Genomic DNA, 21,491 nt, shown 5'->3' with positions numbered 1-21,491 from the left:
TAACCAAGAATGACATTCCGCAAGACGATGACAGCCGCCGTGGCGCTGTCGACCGCCCTTGCCACCACCCAGCCCGCATGGGCCGCCGATGGCGTGACCTTTGGCGTGCTGGTCCCGCTGACCGGCGAGTTGGGCGAATTCGGCAAGATCGTTGCCGACGCCGTGCAGCTGGGCGTGGACGAGATCAATGCCGCCGGTGGCACCAAATGCGGCCCCGTGTCGATTGCCGTGGCCGATACCGGCGGCAGCGCCGAACAGGCAATCCGCGAAGCCAACAAGATGATCGACAGCGAAGGCGTCGTTGCCATCCTCGGGCCGGCATCGGGTGAAATGGTCGCCCTGGTCGATCTGGCGAAACGCAAGAAAACCCCGATGATGTCTCCCTATGCGGGCACCATCACCCTGAACGAAATCGGCGGCGATTATGTCTATCGCACCGTGTCCTCCGACCTTGGCGATGGCGCAGCCTCGGGCCTGTGGCTGACGGAAAAGGGCTATAAATCGGTGGCCTTCCTTGTCCAGAACGAGGAATCGACGATTTCCCCGGCGCAGGTTGCCAAGGAAGCAGTCGAGGCGGCAGGCATCGAGCTGACCGACTTCATCGTCTACAACCCGGGCCAGCCGTCCTATCAGGCCGAGCTGATTTCGGTGCTGTCGCACAACCCTGACGCCATCTATCTGGCGGGCGGGCAGGAATCCGGCGTGACCGTGCTGAAAGAAGCTGCCGCAGGCGGGTTCGAAGGCGAATGGCTGCTGACCGCCGACCTGGCCGTGCCGGAAGTGTTCGAAACGCTGGACCCGCGCATCCTGAACGACCGCGCCTACGTGGAAATCGCCGAAGCCGACAGCTCGCTGCCGGAATTCAAGGCATTTTCGCAGCTGACCATGGACAAGACCGGCAAGGCCCCGGGGCCGTTTGCCGCGAACTCCTATGACATGGCGATGCTCTCGGCCATCGCACTGGAAGCCGCCGATGCCTGCACCGGCGAGGCGCTGAACGCCAAGCTGCGCGGCGTGACCGAAGGTGGCGAGAAGGTTTCGACCTTCGCCGCCGCGAAAGAGGCGATCGCCGCAGGCACGGACGTGGACTACGAAGGTGCGTCGGGCCCGCTGACGCTTGATGAAAGCGGCACGCCTGCGGGTGCTTACATGGTCAAGAAAGCCACCGATGGCGCATGGGTCGACGAAACCTTCTATCCGGCTTCTGCCTTCGAATAAGGCCGCGTTCGGACTGATTGCCAAACGGAGCGCCGCGGGTATCCCCGCGGCGCATTCGATTCATGGCCGCCCCATCCGGGGCGGCGGACTGGCGCGGTCGGACAGGTTTCATGAGACGGTGCAACCTCCTTCTGCGCAGGCCGATCACCTGAGGATCAGCCGTCCATGAGTTGCCTGGGAATGTCCGAAACCCGCGCTCCGCTGCCAAGAGCGACCGCCCCGTGCCAGATGCTTTTGGCGCGCATCAACGGCAGGTCACGCGGGGTGACCCGCTCTCCATTTGGGAGGGTGAGCGGCATATCCCACTGTGATTCCGTCAGATCACGCCAGCAGATATTCAGATGCACCTCTGAATGCTGGAACAGGTTGCGCAGCGCCCGTGCAGGCAGCGAGATCGCAAGGTCAAGCGAGGGTAAATCCTCGGGCAGCTCCAAGGCATTTCCCTGTGTCAGGGACTCGAGCGCGAGCGCATGATGGCGGGCCTCGTAACTTATGCGGGCGACGATATGGGCGCGGGTCTGTCCAACGATGGCCGATGGTTCGTAGAGTGCCTTGTCGGACAGCCCCATCAGCTGTCGCGCGAAATAGGCGGTGCCGCGCCGCGCCATCAAGAGGTCGTCCACCGGTGCAGTGTCCGCATCATAGCGGGCCCCGGCGCCCTGACGCGCGCGCAGCGCAGCGCGCGCGCCAGCAAGGTTATCCTGGTCCGGGGTGCTCACCCTGTGTGGCCCGGGACGCTGGTGCGCATGAAATGCAGGCGTTCCATGATCGGCGCGTCCGAGAAACGGAACAGGTCGAACTGGGTATCCGCCTGAAGCGACCACGGCACCCACGACGGCACGACAAAGAGATCGCCCTTTTCAAGCTTGTGGGTCTCTCCGCCAAGAACAACGGACCCTTTCCCGTCAAAGACCTGGAACACAGACGAGCCGACCTCGTGCCGCGGTGCGGTTTCGACACCGGCGCGCAGGCGGTGGAACTGACACCGGATCGTTGGCATCACATCGCCGCCGGTTGTCGGGTTGACATAGCGGATCGCGGCGTGGCCCTGTTCAACGGTGGCGGGCTGGCCTTCGTCTTCGAGGAGCAGTTGTTCGGTCAGGGCACGGTCGGTGAATTCCCAACGGTAGGCGCCGATGGGGGAAGACACGGTATCCTGCAGTTGCGACAGTGGCCGCAAGCCGGGGTGGCACCAGAGACGTTCGCCGCGCGAATAATTCGGCGTTGCATAGTCGGTTACGCGATCCGATCCGAATTCGAAAAAACCCACGTCCATCTGTTGCGAGAACGGAATGTCGAGTCCGTCGATCCAGGCCATCGGCGCGTCGCGGTCGTTGTGATGGCCGTGAAAGTTCCAGCCCGGCGTCAGCAGCAGATCGCCGCGTGACATGCGCACAGGATCACCGTTTACGACGGTCCAGACGCCTTCGCCCTCGACCACGAAGCGGAAGGCGTTCTGCGAATGCCGGTGCTCGGGCGCTGTTTCCTTGGGGCCAAGGTACTGGATTGCGGCCCAGAGCGTCGGCGAGATGTAAGCGTTCGGTGCGAGGCCGGGATTGGCCAGCCCCAAGGCCCGGCGTTCGCCGCCCCGGCCCACGGGCACCAGATCGCCGGATCGTTCGGCCAAGGGCAGCAGCGCCGACCATTTCCAGACATGAGGAACCGCCCGGGATTTCGGATGAATTGGCATCAGGTCCCCGACCTGCGTCCAAAGCGGAAGCACGTTGTTGTCCTCGAACCCTTTGTACAGGGCGCGCAGTTCCGGGCTATCCTCGGGCTGCATCGCGTGGGTCACGGTGTCGTGCGAAAGCGGTTCGTTCATGACAATCCTCCGGTTTGTCGATGGCCCGAAAGCGGCGCCAGGCGGCGCGGTGATCGCTGGGGCATGTCTTGTCCTGAGCTTGCCTGAGAGTGGCAATCAGGACCGTCGTGTATTTAGTAACTATACATACTATATGTATAGCTCTCAATCAAGATCGAAGGCCGGCTGGTTCGGCTACAGGCGCCAGTCCGGGTGGTTTGACCAAAGCCCGCAGGGGGTATGGCAGTGCCCAGAATTGTACAGGTAGCGTGAGGCGGTATCGTGCCCGATGGGCAGGTTGTTTCCGTAAAACAAAAAAACAGGCGGCCGGCCCGTCTTCCCCGGGCCGGCCGCTTTTCATGTGCATTGGACAGCTGGTCTGTCAGGTGCCGGGCAACTGACGGGATACCATCATCCGGTTCCAGCCCCAGCCAACAGCCGCCACCAGAACGGCGACCAGCGCGAACAGCCATCCGCCAAACAGCAGCAGACCCCCTGCGCCCATCATCAACAGGCGCGGACCCCAGCGATAAACGGTGCGGTAATACCCCTCGACCGCCAGCGCGATCAGCGCCAGACCGGCGATCGACGTAACAACTGCGACGACGATCTCTACGACCGAGCCATTCAGCAGAAGTCCCGGCTGATAGATGAACGCGAAGGGGATCAGGAAGGCGCCGATGGCGATCTTGACCGCCTGCGCGGCAATCACCAGCGGGTTTTCATCGGCTATGGCACTGGCGGCATAGGCGGCCACCGCCACCGGTGGCGTCAGCGCTGACATGACCGCGAAGTAGAGGATGAACAGATGGCCTGCCATCTGGTCGATGCCAAGGCTTTGCATCACCGGCGAAATCAGAACCGCCGCAAGGATGTAGGCGCTTGGCGTGGGCATCCCCATACCCAGAAGCGTCGTCAGGATGGCCGCCACGATCAGCGACATCAGCACGTTCTGCCCCGAGATCATGAAGACCAGAGTCGAGAACTTTGAGGCAAGCCCCGTCATCGTGATTCCGCCGATCACCAGCCCGGCGGCGGCACAGGCCCCGGCCACGGCCACCATGCGGAAACTGGTTTCCGCCAGCACATCGTAGATTGCGGATGGCGACATGCGCGTACTGCGCCGCACCATCGACACGGCCACCACGCCGGCAAGCCCGTAAAGCGCGCTGTAGGTTGGCGTATAGCCCGCAATCAGGGACCAACTGATAATGACCAGCGGCACGATGAACAAGCCGCCGTCTTTCATGATCTTCCGCAGCGGCGGAATTTCCGACAGGTCGACACCTTTCAGCCCGTCGCGCGTGGCGCGCAGGTGCACCTGAATGTAGATCGGGACATAGTAGAGCAGGGCCGGGATCAGCGCCGCCAGAGCGATCTCGGCATAGGCGATGCCGGTGTATTCCGCCATGATGAAGGCCGCCGCGCCCATGACCGGAGGCAATAATGACCCGCCCGTCGAGGCCGCGACCTCTGTCGCCGCAGCAAAGGAGGAGCGGTAGCCCATGGTTTTCATCATCGGGATGGTGACGCTGCCGGTGGTCACGACGTCAGACGTCGGGCTGCCCGAAATCGTGCCGTACAGCCCCGAAGACACAACCGCGATCTTGGCCGGTCCGCCCACGGCGCCGCCGGTCAGATAAGCGGCAAGGTTATAGAAGAACTGCGCGCCCCCGGCCTTGGACAGCGCCGTGCCGAACAGCACGAAGAGGAAGGCATAGGTTGCGGCAACGCGCAGCGGCACCCCGAACAGCCCGTCCGTCGTGAATACGGTGATGTCGATGAAATGGTCATAGGTGATTTCACCATGTCCCAGCGTTCCACCCAGCCTGTCGCCCCAAAGGTTGTAGGCAAGGAAGATCAGCACGATCAGCGTCAGCCCCATGCCAACGGTGCGGCGCATCGCTTCGATCGTCAGGAAAAGGATCAGCGAGGCAAAGGTGATATCCCAGACCGAAAGCGGATCCAGCAGGGTGATCCGGCGGGCAATATCATCGGCCTGCGACACGAAGTAGACGCCGGCCGCCAGAGAGGCGAGTGCTAAAACCCAGTCGGTTGGCAGGATCGTGTCGCGCTGCGAATTCGGGCTTGGCCCGATCAGCAGAAACGTCAGCGCCAGCATCAGCGCCAGAAAGGTCATGGTCAGCGTCAGGCTGTCGGCGCGGGAAAACCCGGCGGCGTACACCACCCAAACGGCGGTCAGGGCCGAGAAGGCCTTGATGAGGTGGGCGGGCATTCCGCCCGGACGGCGGCGAACGCCGGTGCTGAAAAAGAAGTTGAACACGCGTCAGGGCCTTGAGCTGCTTGCGGTTGAAAGCTGGCGATAGATCAAGCGGGCGCTTGTCGCGCCCGCTCTAAATCATCGTTACGAGCCGGAGTCGTCGAAGATTTTTTGCGCCTCGGCGTGATAGGGCACCGTGGTCGCGCCGCCCATCAACTTGACATCCAGAGGCGCCATCGCCTTGTGAACGCCCTGCAATTTGGCAACGTTATCCACCAGCGCGCGCGTCACGTCGCCCACCATCTTGGGATCGGCATCTTCGCGAACGAAAAGCTGAGCCGAGACTGTCAGCGTCAGCACGTCTTCGTCGGTCCAGTCATAGGCCGCGTTGGGCACTGTGAAACGCTGGATGTCCCATTCGTCGATGACCTTCTGCGCGGTCTCGTCGGTGATCGGCAGCAGCTTCACGTCGATCGAGGAGGCCAGTTCGCGGATCGACGAATGGTTCACAAACAGCGAGTTCAGCAGCATGTCGACCCGGCGGTCGCGCATCAGGTCGCCCTGTTCGCCCGAGGCCGCGTATTCCACACTGCCGCCCCATTCCTCGATCTGCTCGGGGCTGGCGCCGATAGCGTTCAGCATGGCTTCGCCGATCCCGCTCACGATATTGCCGCGCCGGTTCAGCACGATGGTGATCGGCAGCTGCTTCTCGGCGATATCCTCCAGCTTGGTCAGACCGTGTTCTTCAGCGTAATCGGCGTTGACGATGGCCTGCATCGGCGCCCAGGAATACAGCTGTGCGACGGTGCGCATGGATTCGATCTTGGATTTGAACGGGGCCAGCCCGCCAAGTGCGGCCTTGGCTTCGGCGTCGTGGATGATTGCAAGGTCACACTTGCCCTGATCCAGAAGGCCGACGTTGGCCAATCCGCCACCCGAGGTTTGATAGGTCACGGTCGAACCGGGGAACGATTCCTTCACGGCGGCATCAACGCCTGCGCCCAGCAGGCTCCACAATCCGCCCGGGCTCGCGCCGCACAGCGTCAGATTATAGGTCTGCGCGGATACAGCCGGCGCAGCAAGAAGGCCGAACGCCAGCAGCGCGGCGGTGGCTTTGGACTTGATGGTCATTTCTTTTGGTCTCCTCCCAAAGAAGTCTTCGCGCCTTCCAGGCACTTAGCTATCTAATATTATGCATCATAGATACGCTTTCAGGCTTGTCAACGCCACTTTGTACCGGACGCGCAAACACGTCCGGCGTTCATAGGCGATTCAGGAGGGGTGGATCAGGCTTGATGATCTTCCAGGATCAGCGCGGCCGCCTTTTCGCCAACCATGATCGCGGGGGCGTTGGTGTTGCCCGAGGTCAGCGTGGGAAAGATCGAGGCATCGGCCACGCGCAGGCCGCGCAGCCCGTGCACACGCAAGCGATTGTCGACCACGTCAATGCCCGCGTCTGGCCCCATGCGGCAGGAACTGACCGGGTGAAAGATCGTGACGGCGCGGGCGCGGATATCCTCCAGCAGTTCCTCATCGGTCTGAATCTGCGGGCCGGGCGTCACTTCGCGCTCGATCACGCGGGCCAGGGCGGGGGCCTCGCTGATCCGGCGCAGCACGCGCGAGGATTCGATCATTTCCTGCTGGTCGATCTCGGTATCCAGATAGTTGGGGTGAATTTCCGGCGGCGCCAGCGGATCGGACGACCGGATCGCCAGATGCCCCCGGCTGGTGGGCCGGGTTGGCTGGGCCGACATCAGGAAGGCCGGGAAGGCATCGGGGTTCATCAGCGCGCGCGTGCCCGGCGGCGTCTTGGTATAGCTGACCGGCGAAAAGAACAGCTGGATGTTGGGCCGCTCCAGCCCCGGGCGGCCATGCACGAAACCGCCCGCCTGGTTCACGCCCAGCGACAGCGGCCCGCGCCGCGTCAGCACATAGCGCAGCCCGTGCCACGCCTTGCCCCACCACGGATAGAGCTGCTGGTTCAGCGTCGGCACGCGCGAGGTATACATGTGGTCGATGCACATGTGATCCTGAAGGTTGCGCCCCACGCCGGGCAGATCGTGCAGCACATCCACCCCCTTGTCGCGCAGCAGCGCTCCGGGGCCGATGCCAGACAGTTGCAGCAGCTGCGGCGAATTCACCGCACCGCCGGACAGGATCACCTCGGCCCGCGCCCTGGCTGTCACGGTGCGCCCCTTGTGCAGGTACTCGACGCCGATGGCGCGACCGTCTTCCACCAGAACCCGCGTGGCATGGGCGCGCGTCACCACACGCAGGTTGGCGCGTTTGCCCGCCGCGCGAATGTATCCGCGCGCCGTCGACATGCGCATCCCGTCCTTGGCGGTGTTCTGGTACGTCCCTACACCATCCTGCCGCGCGCCGTTGAAATCGGGGTTCAGCGGCCATTGCAGTTCCTGCCCGGCGGCCAGGAAATCCTGGCACATCGGGTGCAGGTCACGGTCCATCGTGGACACATGGATCGGCCCGGAATCGCCGCGCCAGTCATCGCCGCCCCGGTCGTTGGTTTCGGCCTTGCGGAAATAGGGCAGCACGTCATCCCAGCCCCAGCCGGGATTGCCCATCGCCTTCCAATCCTCGAAATCCTGATGCTGGCCGCGAATATAGACCATCGCGTTGATCGAGCTTGACCCGCCCATCACCTTGCCGCGCGGCCAGTACGACGGCCGGTTCTGCATCGAGGGCACCGGTTCCGTCATGTACATCCAGTTCACCGACTTGCGGTAGAATGTCTTGCCATAGCCGATCGGCATCCAGATCCACGGGCTGAGGTCGCTGCCGCCGGCCTCGAGCAGCAGCACGCTGTGTTTGCCGCTTTCGCTCAGCCGCGCGGCCACGGCGCAGCCAGCCGAGCCTGCGCCGACGACGATGAAATCATAGGTGTCCATGGTCTGAAAAACGTCCCTGCCTTCGGTCTTGCCGGTCTGTCGCCCAAACTTGCCGATAGTGGCCTTGCGGGGCAGATCCAATCTGGAATCTTTAGCATTCCATTGGCGGTGCAGATGTCCGCTTTGCGGCATCGAAATGGATATGACCGGCGCGTCGGGCCTGTGTTACCAAGAGGAAAGGCACAGGCGGGGGCGTGGATGAAGGTTATTGTGGTAGGGGCCGGGATCACCGGCGTGTCGTCGGCGGAATGGCTGCGGCGCGACGGGTACGATGTGATACTGGTCGATCCGCTGATGCCGGGGGATGCGGGGCAGACTTCGTTCGGGAACGCGGGGCTGATCGCGCGCACATCGGTGATGCCGGTGGCGACGCCCGCGCTTGTGCGCAAGGCGGCCAGCATGGTGTTCGATCCGGGCGCGCCGCTGTTCCTGCGCTGGTCCTACCTGCCGCGCCTGCTGCCTTGGCTACTGCCGTTTATGGGCAACGCCCGCCTGCCTCGTTTGCGCGAGATTGCCGAGTCGCTGTCGGCGCTGACGTTCGATTCCATGGAACAGCACATGGCGCTGGCCCGTGGGACGGAGGCGGAAAGCTTCATCCAGATCGGCGACTATGTGACCCTGTACAGGGAGCCGGGCGACTATCACGGCGATGCGCTGTGGCGCGAGATGCGCGCGCGTCACAACTTGGCGCCCGAGGAGTTGAGCCGCGCCGCGCTGGTAGATCGTGATCCGCACCTGGGGCCGGATTACACATTCGGCACGCTGTTCCGCGATTTCGGCTGGATCGTGGATCCGGGCCGCTATGTGGCGGCGCTGTTCGATCACTACCGCCAGCAGGGCGGCGGGTTTCAGCAGGGCCGGGTTGTCGATATTGCGCCCGGAGAGGCGCCTTCGGTCACTCTCGAAGGTGGCGCGGTGCTGAGTGCGGATCGCATCGTGCTCTGCGCCGGGGTCTGGTCGGGCGCGATGGCGCGGCGGCTGGGCACGGGAATGCGGCTGGAGGCCGAGCGCGGCTATCACCTGTCGATGTTCACGCCCTCGATCACGCCGCCGGGGCCCTACATGGTGACGGATGCGAAATTCGTGATCACGCCGATGAAGGGATTCCTGCGCGCCGCCGGGGTGGTGGAATTCGCGGGGATCGACGCCGCGCCATCATCCGCGCCGCCCGCGCTAATCGAAAAACGCCTGCGCAGGGTCTATCCCGGGCTGGAATTCGGCCGCTGCGACACCTGGATGGGCCGCCGCCCCACGACGCCCGACAGCCTGCCGGCGCTTGGTTCGGATGCGCGCGCGCCCAATGTCATTCACGCCTATGGCGGGCAGCATGTGGGGCTGACCATCGGGCCGAAACTGGGGCGCACGGTGGCGGCGCTGGTCCGCGGGCGGGGCGTTAACCTTGACCTGACCCCTTACGCGCCGGGGCGGTTCGGGCGTTAATCGCCGCGCGCGATCACGAACAGCTTGCGCATAGGCTCGTGCAGCACCCATTCGCCGGTCCAGCCCTGCGGCAGCACCAGCAGATCGCCGGGCCCGATGTCGCGCGACCCGCTGCCATCGGCATTCGTCACCGTCGCGGTGCCCGAGATGATATGGCAATATTCGCCCGCAGCCGTGCGGTCGGCCGTGAAATGGCCGGGCGTGCATTCCCATACTCCGATCTTGATGCGCTCATCGGCCGAGGTGTGCAGCATCACGCTGGCCTCTTGCTGGCCCGGCGTCAGCGTCGTGGGTTTGTCGGCAAAATCGCCAACGGGGGTGTCGGCAAGGGCGGCGAAGGCATCAAGCGGGGTCATGCGCGGACTTTCATTTCGGGGGTTTCTGCTGGCCAAAGACCTGCGCCAGCACCATCGCCAGCGTGGTGATCAGGATCATCACGGTTGAAATCGACGCGATCGTCGGGTCGATCTGGTCGCGCAGGGCGTTGAACATGTTGCGCGTCAGGGTCGGATTGTCGCCGCCCGAGATGAACATGGCAATCACCACCTCGTCGAAGGACGTGAGAAACGCGAGCAGCGCGCTGGTGATCACGGCGAACCGGATCTGCGGCAAGGTCACTGTCAGAAAGGCCTGCCAGCGCGGGGCGCCAAGGCTGCGCGCGGCGTCTTCCTGCGTCATGTCATAGCCTTTCAGCGCCGACCCGGTGACAATCACCACCAAGGGCAGCGCCAGCATGGTATGTGCCAGAACCAGCCCGGTGATGGTATAAAGCAGGTTCAGCTGCACATAGGCATAGAAGGCCCCGATCGCGACCAGCACCAGCGGGACCATCATCGGCGTGAGGATCAGCACGAAGGCCGCACGGACGTAAGGCACGCGCGAGGCGTGGAGGCCATAGGCCGCCAGCACCCCGACCGGCGTTGCCACCATCATCGTCAGCACCGCGACCTTGAGCGAGGTCGCCGTGGCCTGCATCCATTCCTCGGATCCGAAGTAATGATTGTACCAGCGGGTCGACCAGGTTTGCGGCGGGAATTCCAGATACTGGCTGTCGGAAAACGACATCGGGATCACGATCAGCGTGGGTGCCACCAGCAGCACCATGATGATGACCGCCAGCACGTAAAGCCACATCCGCTGGCCGTGGGTGACCTGAGTCTCGGTCGCGGGTTTGCTGAACCATCCGCCCATCAGTGTCCGCCCCCTGCGATCTGGTCGAGGTTAAGGAACCGTGACGCCACCCACAGGATCGCGACGGTTGCCACCAGAAGCACGACGCCAAGCGCGCTGGCCGCGCCCCAGTTCACAAAAAGCTCGATGTTAGAGACGATTTTCATCGACACCATGATGACCTTGCCGCCGCCCAGCACCGCCGGGGTGACAAAGAAGCCAAGGCACAGGATGAACACCATCAGCGCGCCCGCAAACAGCCCCGGCGTGGTCAGCGGAAAGAACACTGTCCAGAACGCCTTGCGCGGGCTGGCGCCTAGATTGGCGGCGGCTTTCATGAAATCGGCGTCCACCGCCTTCATCGCGCCGTAAACCGGCAGGATCAGGAAGGGCAGCATAATGTGCACCATGCCGATCAGCGTGCCGGTCATGTTGTGCACCATCTTGATCGGCTCGTCCCACAGGCCCAGCGACATGCCCCAGGAATTCACCAGCCCCTGCTTCTGCAACAGCACCAGCCAGGCATAGGTGCGCACCAGAAGCGAGGTCCAGAAGGGCAGAAGCACGGTGATCAGGCACAGGTTCGCCAGCTTCGCGGGCAACTGCGAGATGAAATAGGCCAGCGGATAGCCGATCAGGATGCACAGCCCCGTGGTCAGGAAACTGACCTGGAAGGTGGTGAAGAAAATCCGCCGGTAAGAGCTGCGGTTGATCATCCGTTCGTAGTTTTCCAGCGAGAATTGCCCGTTGGCTCCGATGAAGGAGACATAGAACAGCCAGCCCACCGGGATCACCAGCACGACGAGGATCAGCAGCAGCGCGGGCGAGCTGAGGCCGAACAGCCGCAGCCGTTCCAGGCGTTCATCGCGGCGCAACCCGTCCGCGTTCATACCCAGGGCGGCCATCAGCCTTCTCCCCCGTCAATCAGGATGGTGTCCTCGGGGGCCAGTGTCAGGGTCACATTTGCGCCCTGTTCCGGCAGGTCGCCCGCGCCGCGCATGGCTCCGCGCAGGGCGATCTGGCTGCCGTCTTTCAGGCGCGCGTACATCAGGTAACTGTCGCCCTGATAGACGACCTCACTCACATGGGCGTCAAAGCGGTTCGCACCTTCGGTTCCGCCGCCCAGCACGATGCGCTCGGGGCGGATCATCAGCGCCAACTCGGCGCTGTCGGGGGCGGGGGCGGTATGCACCAGCGGTTGCCCGGCGAAACTGATCGTATCGCCCTGCCGCGTGACCGGCAGAAAGGTGGAATCGCCGATGAAATCCGCAACAAAGCGGTTTGCAGGGCGTTCGTACAGGTCGCGCGGGGTGGCCAGCTGCATGATGCGGCCCTTGTTCACCACGGCGATGCGGTCCGACATCGTGAGCGCCTCGCGTTGGTCGTGCGTCACATACACCGTCGTCATGCCCAGCTTTTCGTGCAGCTGACGCAGCTCAATCTGCATCTGGTCGCGCAGCTTCTTGTCGAGTGCCGAGAGAGGTTCGTCCATCAGCAGGATGCGCGGCTCGAACACGATGGCGCGGGCCACGGCGACGCGCTGGCGCTGACCGCCGGAAAGTTGGTTGATGCGCCGTTCGCCAAAGCCGCCCAACTGTACCGTTTCCAGCGCCCGTTCGACCCGGCGGGCGATTTCGTCCTTGGCGACCTTGCGCAGCCGCAGCGGGTAGCCGACGTTCCCGGCCACCGTCATATGGGGAAACAGCGCATAGCTTTGAAAGGTCATGCCCACGTCGCGCAGGTGCGGCGGCGTGCGGATCACCTCGGTCTCGCCGAATTTCAGGCTGCCGCTGTCGGGGCGCGTGAACCCGGCCAGAACCATCAACAGCGTTGTCTTGCCCGAGCCGGACGGGCCCAGCAGCGTCAGGAATTCACCGCTTTTCACGTCAAGCGAGACATCGTCAAGCGCGTGCACCCGGCCATAGGTCTTGGTGACGTGGCGCACGGTGATCGGCAGGGCGTCAGAGGGGGTATCGCTGGGCAAGGCGCTGTCCTTCGGGGAAATGGGGGGCAGAAGTCGGCCCCGCGCAGACATGCCGCGCGGGGCCGGGGCCGATCACTCGGTCAGCATTTCCTGATACATCTCGGCGGCCACCTGTTCCCACTCGGCGTACCATTCCAGATTGATCGGCAGCTGCATCGCCGCGTTTTCGGGCGAGGACGGCAGGCCCGAGGCCACTTCGGCGCTGATTTCGCCAGTGTCATAGGCGGCCTTGTTGGTCGGGCCGTAGGTGATGTATTTCGGCAGATCGTCCTGGTATTCGGGCTTTGAAATCTCGGCCAGGAAGGCCATTGCCGCATCCTTGTTCGGCGCGCCCTTCGGGATCGCGAAACAGTCGTAATCCAGCAGCGCCTGATTGAAAGAATAATCAACCTTGGCGCCGTCCTTGGCGGCATTGTCGAAGCGGCCGTTCCAGCCGGTGGTCATGTCGACCTCGCCGTCCTTCATCAGCTGCGCCTGCTGCGCGCCCGAGCTCCAGAACACGTCGATATGGGGCTTCAGCTCGCGGATCTTGTTCAGCGCGCGTTCGATGCCTTCTTCCGATGACAGCACTTCGTACACATCCTCGGGGGCCACGCCATCGGCCATCAGCGCCGGTTCCAGCGCGCCCGCCACCTTGTCGCGATAGGCGCGTTTGCCGGGGAACTTTTCAACGTCCCAGAAATCGGCCCAGCTTTGCGGGCCGTTTTCGCCGTAGGTGTCGGTGTTCCACGCGTAGACGGTGGAAAACACGTCGCCGCCCACGCAGTAATCGCTGTAGAGGTTGGGGTAGAAGCTGGACACGTCGATGACGGAATAATCCAGCTTCTCCAGCAGCCCTTCGGCCCCGGCGCGCGCCGCCGAGCCCGAGCCGCTGGCCACGATGTCAAGCGACACCTGCCCGGTCGAGACCTGAAGGCGCACGTCGGACATGCCGCCATAGGTTTCCTGTTTCACGGTAAAGCCGGCCTTTTCGGCGGGTTCGAACAGCGCCTTGCTTTGCGCCTCCTGAAAGGATCCGCCCCAGGACGCGACGGTGACTTCGCGGTTTTCCGCATGGGCCGCGCCCGCCGCAAGAGCGGCGGCGATGGCGATGGTGGCAGTGCAATGTTTCATCTCAATCTCCTGTTGGTGTCTTCGCCTTGGTGGCGATTTTGGATGAGGTCCGGGGCCTGCGCCCCGGGGTCGTCAGGCCGCCAGCGCGCGTTTCCATTGGCGCGCGTCGAGCCAGCGGTAATAACTGACGGCGGCGGGCAGGAACCACGGCTTGCCCCGGTAGAAGGGGCGCGTGGGGTTGGGCAGGCCGTCCAGCGCGGTCTGGCCTTCGGGTTTGCCCAGGATTTTCTGGCCGATCCGCATGCCCAGGTAACCCGCCATCGACACGCCCGAGCCGCAGTAGTTCATCGCGTAATGGATGCCGTCACGCTGGCCGGTGTGGGCAAGTTCGTCAAAGCTGTAGGCCACGGTGCCCGTCCAGGAATGCGACAGCCCATAGCTGCGCAGCTGCGGGAAGATACGGCACATATCGTGGTACAGCCGCGGCCCGCTGACCGCCGCATCGGTTTCCGAGGCCGAGACGCGCCCGCCGAACAGGATGCGTTTGCGGTCGGGTGAGGCGCGGTAATAGTAGATGACCTTGCAGGTATCGCTGGCGATGCGGTCTTTCGGAAACAGCTCGTCCACCAGCGCGGTGGGCAGCTCTTCGGTCGCGATGATATAGCTGCCAATGGGGATGACGCGGCGCTGTAGCCAAGGCACAAGGTTGCCGGTGTAGCCATTGGTCGCCAGCACCAGATCGCGGCAGGTGATCTGGCCACGCTGCGTGGTCAGGCGGAACCCGGTTGCGGTTTTTTCGATCCCGGTCGCGGCGCATTGGCCAACCAGCGTGGCCCCCGCGTTTTGCGCCGTCTGAACATAGCCGCGATGCAGCTTGCCGGGGTGCACGGAACAGTGGCGGGTGAACACGACACCGCCGAAATAGGCATCGGTTGCCATTTCGCTGTGCTGCTCGGCGCGGGGCACCACAAAGCTGTCGATGCCCTCATCCCGGCGCATCGTTTCGGCGTCGCGGACAAGGGTCTCGTAATGCTCGGGTGTGTGGGCGGCGTGAAACCGGCCGACGCGGCGGAAATCACAGTCGAACCCTTCGCCTTCGATGAAATCGCCGATCCATTGCAGGGCCTTTTCGCCCTCGCCCCGGATCGCGCGGGCGCGCTCGGCCCCGAACCGCGCGGTCAGCTTGGCAAGGGACGGCTTGATGCTGGTGCTGATCTGTCCGCCGTTGCGCGTGCTGCAGCCGTGGCCGATCACACCCGCGTCGATCACCACCACCTCGCGCCCGCCGCGCGCGGCCTCGATTGCCGCGCTTAGACCCGTATAGCCAGAGCCGACGACCAGCACGTCACAGCGCGTAGGCAGCGATTGTTCCGTCGCAGGCGGAGGGCCCAACTGATCCAGCCAGTAGGCGTGTGTGTGCAGGGTCGGGGCAGGCGATTGGCCCATGAGTGTCTCCGCTTGCCGGGCGCATGATGCCCGGGTTGCAGGAAACGCTAGGCGAGGATTGGCCCGCTGCGCATATCCATTTTGATAATTGGGTCAGACCAATTTTAGCGCAGCGCCGGAAGGTCGCGCAGGGTGGCCATCGCGCGGGCGATATCCTCGGGCGTGGCGCTGCCAAAGCCGAAGACCAGCCCGCGTTGGTCGATGGGGGCAAGGCAATAGCGATCCAGCGGGGCCAGCGTTATGCCCTTGGCGCGGGCCTGCTCGACAATCAGCGCAGGGTCGCGGCCTGCATCCAGGTAGGCGGGCGTATGAAAGCCGCTGGCCGTCTGTTGCAGCCGGATCGACGGCGGCAGCGCCTTGCCCGCCTCGATCAGCGCCTCGTATCGCGCTTTGTAGAGCCTGCGCATCAGGCGGATGTGGGTGGCGAAATGGCCCTCGTCCATGAAATCGGCAACGATGGCCTGCGTCGCGGTGGGCGGGCCGCTGACCCAATGGCGGAACGCACTGTCAAAAGCCTCGACCATGCGCTGTGGCACCACGACATAGCCCAGCCGCAGGGCCGGAAACAGCGTTTTAGAGAAGGTTCCAACATACAGAACCCGCCCGCTGGAATCGGTGCCGTACAGCGCGGGATGCGGCGCGTTGCCGAAATAGAATTCGCCGTCATAATCGTCTTCGATGATCATGGCGCGGGATTCCTCGGCCGCTTTCAGTAGCTCGAACCGCCGGGCCAAAGACATCACATGCCCCAAAGGCTGCTGGTGCGAAGGCGTCACGAACGCCAGCCTGAAATGCGGCGCGCGGGCCAGTCCTTCGGACACCATCAGCCCGTCGTCATCGACCGGCACGGGCACCAGATCGGCCCCTTCCGACAAGAGCGCATTGCGGGCCCCCGAGGCGCCCGGATTCTCGATCCAGACCCTGTCGCCGGGGTTCAGCAGCAGCCGCCCGATCAGCGCAAAGGCCTGCTGCGCACCTGCGGTGATGAACACCTGATCGGGGTGGCACTGGATGCCTTTCAGCGCCGAAAGATGCGCGGCAATGGCGCGGCGCAGGGGCGCGAATCCCTTCGGTTCGCCGTAGCCCATCACATCGCCGCGCGGCCCGCGCAGATGGCGCGCCGACAGCCGCGCCCAATGCGCCATGGGAAAGGCATCGAGCGCGGGCAGCGCGGTGACAAAGGCGCGCGCCTCATGCGGCAGCCACGCCCGCCGGGCATAGGATTTCTCAGCCAGTCCAATTGCATAGCTCAGGTTCGGTTGGGCACCCGCCTGCGGCAGGGCGGGTCCGGGCGCGGGGCGCTGCGCCTCCAGCGCGGCGGTGACATATGTGCCCGCGCCAACGCGCGATTCCAGCATCCCTTCGGACACCAGCCTGTCGACCGCATCAATCACCGTGGTCCGCGATACGCCGGTTTCCCGCGCCAGAACCCGCGTCGCCGGAAGCCTGTCGCCCGCGCGCAGCCCGCCCGACAGGATGATGTCGCGCAGGGCAAGATACAGCTGCACGCTCACGCTCTTGCGCGACTCGCGATCCAGCTTGATCGACGACAAAAGTGCCCCGGCCGCCTGTTTCATGTCTTGCCTTCCGTGACGGATTGTAACAATTGGTCTGGCAAAACTAACGAAATGGATATGTCGGGCAAGCCAAATCTTGGTCAGGGTCCGCATGTGTCCCAGACGGTCAGGAAAATCGGCGCTCATGAAACTTGTCAGGCTTGAATCCTTCACCGACGAATTCGTCTGTTTCACCCGCGCCACGGCAGAGGATGGCACGCAGGGGTGGGGGCAGGTCGCGCCCTATTACGCCGACATCACCGCGCAGGTGCTGCACCGGCAGGTGGCGCCCTATGCGCTGGGGATGGATATCACCGACATCGACGCCATGATGGACGAGGTGCGCGACCGCGAGCACAAGTTCCCCGGCGCCTACCTGCGCCGTGCCATGGGCGGCGTCGATACCGCGCTGTGGGATCTGCGCGGCAGGCAAGCGGGCAAGCCGGTGTGCGAATTGATCGGCGGCACGGCGGGCACGCTGCGCGCCTATGCCAGTTCGATGAAGCGCGACATCACCGCCAGCGACGAGGCCGAGCGGTTCAAGCGCCTGCGCGACGAACAGGGGTTCGACGCCTTCAAGTTCCGCATCGGGGCCGAGGTGGGCCGGGGCCGCGATGAATGGGAGGGCCGCACGGAAGAGATTGTGCCCGCCATCGCCCGCGCCCTGCCGGGCTGTGATCTGCTGGTCGATGCCAATTCCTGCTACAGCCCCGAACAGGCCATCGAAGTGGGCAAGATGCTGCAAGACAACGGGATTTCCCATTACGAAGAACCCTGCCCCTATTGGGAGTTCGAGCAGACCAAGCAGGTGACCGACGCGCTGGACATTGACGTGACCGGGGGCGAACAGGATTGCCAGCTGGTCAACTGGCGCAACATGATCCAGGGACGCATCGTCGACGTGTTGCAGCCGGATGTCTGTTACATCGGCGGGATCAGCCGCACCCTGCGCGTGTGCCGGATGGCCGAGGCGGCGGGGATGCCGATCACCCCGCACAGCGCGAACCTGTCGCTGGTGACGCTGTTCACCATGCACCTGCTGCGCGCCATTCCGAACGCGGGCAAGTACCTGGAATTTTCCATCGAGCAAGAAGATTACTATCCGTGGCAGACCGGGCTGTTCGCCAATGATCCCTATCAGGTGACGGGCGGTCAGGTGACGGTCAGCGACGCGCCCGGCTGGGGCGTCGAGATCAGCCGCGACTGGCTGGAACGCTCGGCCTACTGTGTAAGCGAGCTTAGCTGAACGGGTTCTCCAGTGCGACGTCGGCCGGTTGGAGTATCGGCCACGTCCTTGTTGCTCCAAAGGGCCCGAGATCAAGGGCCGCTCCAACCAATACGTCGGCACAACGCAATCCCTGTATCGCTGGATAGCGGGCCGAATAGATTTTCCTGCCGGTCATCTTAACCCATCCCGATGTCCAGTTTTCGCTGTCGCCCCCTTGGCGTGGCCGTTACATAGATATCGAAGAACCAGAAGAGGGTGGAGATGGACAAGACCGTTTCAACAGTGGAAGAGGCCGTCGCGGATATTGCCGATGGGGCAACCGTGATGATCGGTGGATTTGGCGGCTCGGGCGCGCCGGTCGAGCTGATCCACGCGCTGATCGACCGCTTTCGCGCCACCGGCAGCCCGGGCCAGCTGACCGTTATCAACAACAACGCGGGTAACGGCGGCATCGGCATCGCGGCAATGATCAAGGCCGGGATGGTTGCCAAGATGGTCTGTTCCTTCCCGCGCTCGTCCAACGCCGAGGCGTTCAACACGGCCTACCTTGCGGGCAACATCGCGCTGGAACTGGTGCCACAGGGCACGCTGGCCGAACGCATTCGCGCGGCGGGTGCGGGCATTCCGGCCTTCTACACGCCGACCGCCTATGGCACCGAACTGGCCGAGGGCAAGCAGGTCGAGGAATTCGATGGCCATATGTACGTGCGCGAGCGCTGGCTGAAGGCCGATGTCGCGCTGATCAAGGGCAAGCTGGGCGACCGGATGGGCAACCTGACCTATCGGCTGGCGGGGCGAAACTTCAATCCGCTGATGGCGATGGCGGCAGAGACCACAATCGCGCAGGTCAGCGAGTTGGTCGAACCCGGCGGAATCGAGCCGGAGCAGGTGGTCACTCCGGGCATCTTCGTGGATCGGCTGGTCGAGGTCGCCGTGCCACAACAGGAAGAAGTGCTTGTCCGCGAGGGGGTAGAATACTGATGGCACAGACAAAACTGACCAACGCCCAGATCGCTTGGCGCGCAGCGCAGGACATTCCCGATGGCGCCTATGTGAACCTTGGCATCGGCTTCCCCGAGATGATCGCGACGTTTCAACCCGAGGGGCGCGACGTGGTCTATCACACGGAAAACGGCGTGCTGGGCTTCGGCGCCGCCCCGGAAGAGGGGCAAGAGGACTGGGATCTGATCAACGCCGGGAAAAAGGCGATCACGCTGAACCCGGGTGCCGCGTTCTTTCACCACGCCGACAGTTTCGCGATGGTTCGCGGGGGGCACCTCGATCTGGCGGTGCTGGGCGCCTATCAGGTCGCGCAGAACGGCGATCTTGCCAATTGGCGCGTCGGGTCCAAAGGTGTGCCCGCTGTGGGTGGCGCGATGGATCTGGTGCATGGTGCCAAGAATGTCGCGGTGATTACCGATCACGTCACGAAAGACGGCAAGCCGAAGCTGGTCGAAACCTGCACCTTTCCGCTGACAGGCTTGGGCTGCGTGACGCGGGTCTATACGTCGCTCGCGGTGGTCGATATTCGTGATGGCCACTTTGTGCTGCGTGAAAAGCTGGCGGATATGCCGCTCGAGGCGTTGCAGGAGGTGACCGGCGCAAAGCTTCATGTGGACGGCACAATTGCCGATCTGGTCGTGCCCGATCTAAGCGGCAACTGATCGCGCATTCACCGGGCTGCCCTGTCAGCAGGGGCAGCCCGGATCGACACGGTCAGAGTGTGCTTACTCGGAATATTGCGCGTCGGTCACCTTCTCCATCCAGGTCACGGGCGTGCCGTCGATGCTCTCCTGAATGGCGATGTGTGACATTGCGGTGTCAGGCGCGGCACCGTGCCAGTGCTTTTCATCCGCTGGAAAGAACACAACGTCGCCCGCGGTGACCTCTTCGATCGGGCCACCGTCGCGCTGGACCCGGCCGCGGCCGAACGTGATGATGATGGTCTGTCCGGCAGGGTGGGTATGCCATGCGGTACGGGCGCCGGGTTCAAAGGTGACATGCGCGCCGCTGGTCCGGCCCGGCGCATCGGCCTGAAACATCGGGTCAATTCGCACGGTTCCGGTGAAATAGTCTTCGGGTCCGGGGGCGGATGGCGTGCTGCCGGCGCGGGTGATCTTCATTGGATGTCTCCTTTGGTGAGGCGGCGCAGCCGGAGCTGCGCCGCGATGGATTATTCGGCGCGGTTCTCGAATACCTCGCGCGCGACAGGCATTGCAGAAAAGACTCTGGGCCAGCCTGCGTAGAAGGCAAGATGCGACAGCATCGCGCCGGCTTCGTCCTGTGTCAGCCCGTTGTCCATCGCCCGGTTGAGGTGAAAGGTCATCTGCTCGGGCTGGCCTGCTGCGATCAGCGCGGCGACAGTCACTAGGCTGCGGTCGCGCGGTTCGAGCGCCGGGCGCAGCCAGAGATCAAGGAACAGGATGTCGCGGGTGGTGTCGACGACACCGGGGCTGACGTTGGCATAGTTGCTTTGAACGGTCTCTTCCCGCGCCGCCTCGGCCTCTTCGTTCAGAGGCAGCAGGTCGGGGTCGAGCGCTGGCAGATCTTCCGCTGTTACGCCCCGCGCTTCATAAACCGGCGCCATGGCTTCGGCTGCGGCGGTGGCATTGCCCCAGCCTGTGTAGAAGGCAAGGTGGGTAATGGTTTCCGACAGTTCTGCGGGCGTTACGCCTGCATCCAGCGCAAGTTCGGTGTGCGTGGCAAGGTTGCCTGCTTCGTGGCGCGTCACCAGCGCCGCGAATGTCACCAGCGCACGGTCGCGGACGGACAGCGTTTCATCTGCCCAGACCGACGCGAAAAGATCGTCGGTGGCATAGGCAGACAGTGCCGGGGCCACAGCGCCAACCGAGTCGGGCAAGGTGGCGGACAGGTCCTGCGCCGAAGCGGCGCTGCCGGCAAGGGCGAAGGCGGTTGCAAGAATGCGGGTTTTCATCTGGGTCTCCTTAAGGGGATGCGTCGCGAGGCCGATCACGCCGGCCCCGCGTGGCGAGCGGGCTCAGTTTCCGTAATCTTCGTCGGACACCTGTTCGCCCCAGGTCACGGCAGAGCCGTCTTCAACGGCTTGAATGGCGTAATGCGTGACCGAGGTGGTGGCGGTTGCGCCGTGCCAGTGGTTCACGCCAGCAGGCGCAAAGACCACATCACCGGTGCGCATCACCTGTTTGGGCTGGCCTTCTTCCTGGTACCAGCCTGTCCCCGCGGTCACGACAAGGTACTGGCCGACCGGGTGGGTGTGCCACGCCGAGCGCGCGCCGGGCATGAACGTCACTTCTCCGGCGCTGACCGCGTTCATTTCCGGTCCGAAGACCGGCGCAACAAATACCGTTCCGGTGAATGTTTCAGCACTGCCGATCTGGCCGCCCCGGTCAAGTTGCGTTGTGTGTTCCATCTGCTGGGCGAAGGCGGCGGGCGTGGTAAGCGCCAGCGCAAGCGCTGCGAATGCAAGTTTCATCGTATCGTCTCCGT

General features: G+C 63.9%; 20 protein-coding genes. 5 read left to right on the top strand and 15 right to left on the bottom strand.

The window, feature by feature from the left end:
• The first annotated feature begins 9 nt into the window (after nt 1-9).
• Nucleotides 10-1,218, top strand: a complete 1,209-nt coding sequence (locus FGK64_RS19760; RefSeq protein ID WP_138865595.1) for an ABC transporter substrate-binding protein — start codon at nt 10-12, stop codon at nt 1,216-1,218.
• Nucleotides 1,219-1,373: 155 nt separating this feature from the next.
• On the opposite strand, the gene FGK64_RS19755 is transcribed toward FGK64_RS19760, so the two are convergent.
• From FGK64_RS19755 to FGK64_RS19735, 5 genes are all read right to left on the bottom strand, one after another.
• Nucleotides 1,374-1,937 carry a DinB family protein gene (locus tag FGK64_RS19755; RefSeq protein ID WP_138865594.1) on the bottom strand — a complete coding sequence of 188 codons (564 nt, stop codon included), beginning with the start codon at nt 1,935-1,937 and terminating at the stop codon, nt 1,374-1,376.
• On the bottom strand, nt 1,934-3,040 hold the full coding sequence (locus tag FGK64_RS19750) for a cupin domain-containing protein (protein ID WP_138865593.1): 1,107 nt from the start codon (nt 3,038-3,040) through the stop codon (nt 1,934-1,936). The genes FGK64_RS19755 and FGK64_RS19750 overlap by 4 nt, the downstream gene beginning before the upstream one ends.
• Nucleotides 3,041-3,401: 361 nt before the next feature.
• Complete coding sequence (locus tag FGK64_RS19745; protein WP_171054154.1) at nt 3,402-5,303, bottom strand: TRAP transporter permease; 1,902 nt, start codon at nt 5,301-5,303, stop codon at nt 3,402-3,404.
• 81 nt (nt 5,304-5,384) lie between these two features.
• The gene (locus FGK64_RS19740; protein ID WP_138865591.1) at nt 5,385-6,371 is read right to left on the bottom strand and encodes a TAXI family TRAP transporter solute-binding subunit; all 987 of its coding nucleotides are present in this window, start codon (nt 6,369-6,371) and stop codon (nt 5,385-5,387) included.
• Between the two features lie 155 nt (nt 6,372-6,526).
• Nucleotides 6,527-8,146, bottom strand: coding sequence for a GMC family oxidoreductase (locus FGK64_RS19735; protein ID WP_138865590.1), 1,620 nt, complete (start codon nt 8,144-8,146; stop codon nt 6,527-6,529).
• A 198-nt stretch (nt 8,147-8,344) separates the two neighbouring features.
• Between FGK64_RS19735 and FGK64_RS19730 the strand changes: the two genes are divergently transcribed.
• Nucleotides 8,345-9,586, top strand: a complete 1,242-nt coding sequence (locus FGK64_RS19730; protein ID WP_171054153.1) for an NAD(P)/FAD-dependent oxidoreductase — start codon at nt 8,345-8,347, stop codon at nt 9,584-9,586.
• Here the strand turns inward: FGK64_RS19730 and FGK64_RS19725 are convergent.
• The 7 genes from FGK64_RS19725 to pdxR all read right to left on the bottom strand — a co-directional run bounded on the left by FGK64_RS19725 (nt 9,583) and on the right by pdxR (nt 16,816).
• Nucleotides 9,583-9,942 carry a cupin domain-containing protein gene (locus FGK64_RS19725; RefSeq protein ID WP_138865588.1) on the bottom strand — a complete coding sequence of 120 codons (360 nt, stop codon included), beginning with the start codon at nt 9,940-9,942 and terminating at the stop codon, nt 9,583-9,585. The genes FGK64_RS19730 and FGK64_RS19725 overlap by 4 nt on opposite strands.
• A gap of 10 nt (nt 9,943-9,952) precedes the next feature.
• On the bottom strand, nt 9,953-10,777 hold the full coding sequence (locus tag FGK64_RS19720; protein WP_138865587.1) for an ABC transporter permease: 825 nt from the start codon (nt 10,775-10,777) through the stop codon (nt 9,953-9,955).
• Nucleotides 10,777-11,661 carry an ABC transporter permease gene (locus FGK64_RS19715; protein ID WP_138865586.1) on the bottom strand — a complete coding sequence of 295 codons (885 nt, stop codon included), beginning with the start codon at nt 11,659-11,661 and terminating at the stop codon, nt 10,777-10,779. The genes FGK64_RS19720 and FGK64_RS19715 overlap by 1 nt, the downstream gene beginning before the upstream one ends.
• On the bottom strand, nt 11,661-12,740 hold the full coding sequence (locus tag FGK64_RS19710; RefSeq protein ID WP_246057835.1) for an ABC transporter ATP-binding protein: 1,080 nt from the start codon (nt 12,738-12,740) through the stop codon (nt 11,661-11,663). The genes FGK64_RS19715 and FGK64_RS19710 overlap by 1 nt, the downstream gene beginning before the upstream one ends.
• A gap of 72 nt (nt 12,741-12,812) precedes the next feature.
• The gene (locus tag FGK64_RS19705; RefSeq protein ID WP_138865584.1) at nt 12,813-13,853 is read right to left on the bottom strand and encodes a polyamine ABC transporter substrate-binding protein; all 1,041 of its coding nucleotides are present in this window, start codon (nt 13,851-13,853) and stop codon (nt 12,813-12,815) included.
• 72 nt (nt 13,854-13,925) lie between these two features.
• On the bottom strand, nt 13,926-15,239 hold the full coding sequence (locus tag FGK64_RS19700; protein WP_138865583.1) for an NAD(P)/FAD-dependent oxidoreductase: 1,314 nt from the start codon (nt 15,237-15,239) through the stop codon (nt 13,926-13,928).
• A gap of 104 nt (nt 15,240-15,343) precedes the next feature.
• Nucleotides 15,344-16,816: a MocR-like pyridoxine biosynthesis transcription factor PdxR gene (gene pdxR / locus FGK64_RS19695; RefSeq protein ID WP_138865582.1), complete on the bottom strand. Its 1,473-nt coding sequence runs from the start codon at nt 16,814-16,816 to the stop codon at nt 15,344-15,346.
• Between the two features lie 124 nt (nt 16,817-16,940).
• On the opposite strand from pdxR, the gene FGK64_RS19690 reads away from it, so the two are divergent.
• The 3 genes from FGK64_RS19690 (at nt 16,941) to FGK64_RS19680 (ending at nt 19,687) form a co-directional block, all read left to right on the top strand.
• The gene (locus FGK64_RS19690; protein WP_138865581.1) at nt 16,941-18,041 is read left to right on the top strand and encodes a mandelate racemase/muconate lactonizing enzyme family protein; all 1,101 of its coding nucleotides are present in this window, start codon (nt 16,941-16,943) and stop codon (nt 18,039-18,041) included.
• Nucleotides 18,042-18,284: 243 nt separating this feature from the next.
• Complete coding sequence (locus FGK64_RS19685; protein WP_138865580.1) at nt 18,285-19,004, top strand: 3-oxoacid CoA-transferase subunit A; 720 nt, start codon at nt 18,285-18,287, stop codon at nt 19,002-19,004.
• The gene (locus FGK64_RS19680) at nt 19,004-19,687 is read left to right on the top strand and encodes a 3-oxoacid CoA-transferase subunit B (protein WP_138865579.1); all 684 of its coding nucleotides are present in this window, start codon (nt 19,004-19,006) and stop codon (nt 19,685-19,687) included. The genes FGK64_RS19685 and FGK64_RS19680 overlap by 1 nt, the downstream gene beginning before the upstream one ends.
• 63 nt (nt 19,688-19,750) lie before the next feature.
• On the opposite strand, the gene FGK64_RS19675 is transcribed toward FGK64_RS19680, so the two are convergent.
• From FGK64_RS19675 to FGK64_RS19665, 3 genes are all read right to left on the bottom strand, one after another.
• Complete coding sequence (locus FGK64_RS19675) at nt 19,751-20,146, bottom strand: (R)-mandelonitrile lyase (RefSeq protein ID WP_138865578.1); 396 nt, start codon at nt 20,144-20,146, stop codon at nt 19,751-19,753.
• A gap of 50 nt (nt 20,147-20,196) precedes the next feature.
• Nucleotides 20,197-20,958 carry a carboxymuconolactone decarboxylase family protein gene (locus FGK64_RS19670; protein WP_138865577.1) on the bottom strand — a complete coding sequence of 254 codons (762 nt, stop codon included), beginning with the start codon at nt 20,956-20,958 and terminating at the stop codon, nt 20,197-20,199.
• A gap of 63 nt (nt 20,959-21,021) precedes the next feature.
• Nucleotides 21,022-21,477, bottom strand: coding sequence for a (R)-mandelonitrile lyase (locus FGK64_RS19665; protein WP_138865576.1), 456 nt, complete (start codon nt 21,475-21,477; stop codon nt 21,022-21,024).
• Between the last annotated feature and the right edge of the window lie 14 nt (nt 21,478-21,491).

Origin of the sequence: Arenibacterium halophilum (assembly GCF_005938225.1) — a bacterium.
GTDB lineage: Bacteria > Pseudomonadota > Alphaproteobacteria > Rhodobacterales > Rhodobacteraceae > Arenibacterium > Arenibacterium halophilum.
The sequence above is the reverse complement of the archived record's forward strand: the minus strand, read 5'-3'. Positions and strand labels throughout refer to the sequence as shown.

What these genes read in the sequence shown, in the direction of transcription:
- FGK64_RS19760 (WP_138865595.1), top strand. Translation starts at nt 10, where the DNA reads ATGACATTCCGCAAGACGATGACAGCCGCCGTGGCGCTGTCGACCGCC.
- FGK64_RS19750 (WP_138865593.1), bottom strand. Translation starts at nt 3,040, where the DNA reads ATGAACGAACCGCTTTCGCACGACACCGTGACCCACGCGATGCAGCCC.
- FGK64_RS19740 (WP_138865591.1), bottom strand. Translation starts at nt 6,371, where the DNA reads ATGACCATCAAGTCCAAAGCCACCGCCGCGCTGCTGGCGTTCGGCCTT.
- FGK64_RS19735 (WP_138865590.1), bottom strand. Translation starts at nt 8,146, where the DNA reads ATGGACACCTATGATTTCATCGTCGTCGGCGCAGGCTCGGCTGGCTGC.
- FGK64_RS19730 (WP_171054153.1), top strand. Translation starts at nt 8,345, where the DNA reads ATGAAGGTTATTGTGGTAGGGGCCGGGATCACCGGCGTGTCGTCGGCG.
- FGK64_RS19725 (WP_138865588.1), bottom strand. Translation starts at nt 9,942, where the DNA reads ATGACCCCGCTTGATGCCTTCGCCGCCCTTGCCGACACCCCCGTTGGC.
- FGK64_RS19720 (WP_138865587.1), bottom strand. Translation starts at nt 10,777, where the DNA reads ATGGGCGGATGGTTCAGCAAACCCGCGACCGAGACTCAGGTCACCCAC.
- FGK64_RS19715 (WP_138865586.1), bottom strand. Translation starts at nt 11,661, where the DNA reads ATGGCCGCCCTGGGTATGAACGCGGACGGGTTGCGCCGCGATGAACGC.
- FGK64_RS19705 (WP_138865584.1), bottom strand. Translation starts at nt 13,853, where the DNA reads ATGAAACATTGCACTGCCACCATCGCCATCGCCGCCGCTCTTGCGGCG.
- FGK64_RS19700 (WP_138865583.1), bottom strand. Translation starts at nt 15,239, where the DNA reads ATGGGCCAATCGCCTGCCCCGACCCTGCACACACACGCCTACTGGCTG.
- pdxR (WP_138865582.1), bottom strand. Translation starts at nt 16,816, where the DNA reads ATGAAACAGGCGGCCGGGGCACTTTTGTCGTCGATCAAGCTGGATCGC.
- FGK64_RS19690 (WP_138865581.1), top strand. Translation starts at nt 16,941, where the DNA reads ATGAAACTTGTCAGGCTTGAATCCTTCACCGACGAATTCGTCTGTTTC.
- FGK64_RS19685 (WP_138865580.1), top strand. Translation starts at nt 18,285, where the DNA reads ATGGACAAGACCGTTTCAACAGTGGAAGAGGCCGTCGCGGATATTGCC.
- FGK64_RS19680 (WP_138865579.1), top strand. Translation starts at nt 19,004, where the DNA reads ATGGCACAGACAAAACTGACCAACGCCCAGATCGCTTGGCGCGCAGCG.
- FGK64_RS19675 (WP_138865578.1), bottom strand. Translation starts at nt 20,146, where the DNA reads ATGAAGATCACCCGCGCCGGCAGCACGCCATCCGCCCCCGGACCCGAA.
- FGK64_RS19670 (WP_138865577.1), bottom strand. Translation starts at nt 20,958, where the DNA reads ATGAAAACCCGCATTCTTGCAACCGCCTTCGCCCTTGCCGGCAGCGCC.
- FGK64_RS19665 (WP_138865576.1), bottom strand. Translation starts at nt 21,477, where the DNA reads ATGAAACTTGCATTCGCAGCGCTTGCGCTGGCGCTTACCACGCCCGCC.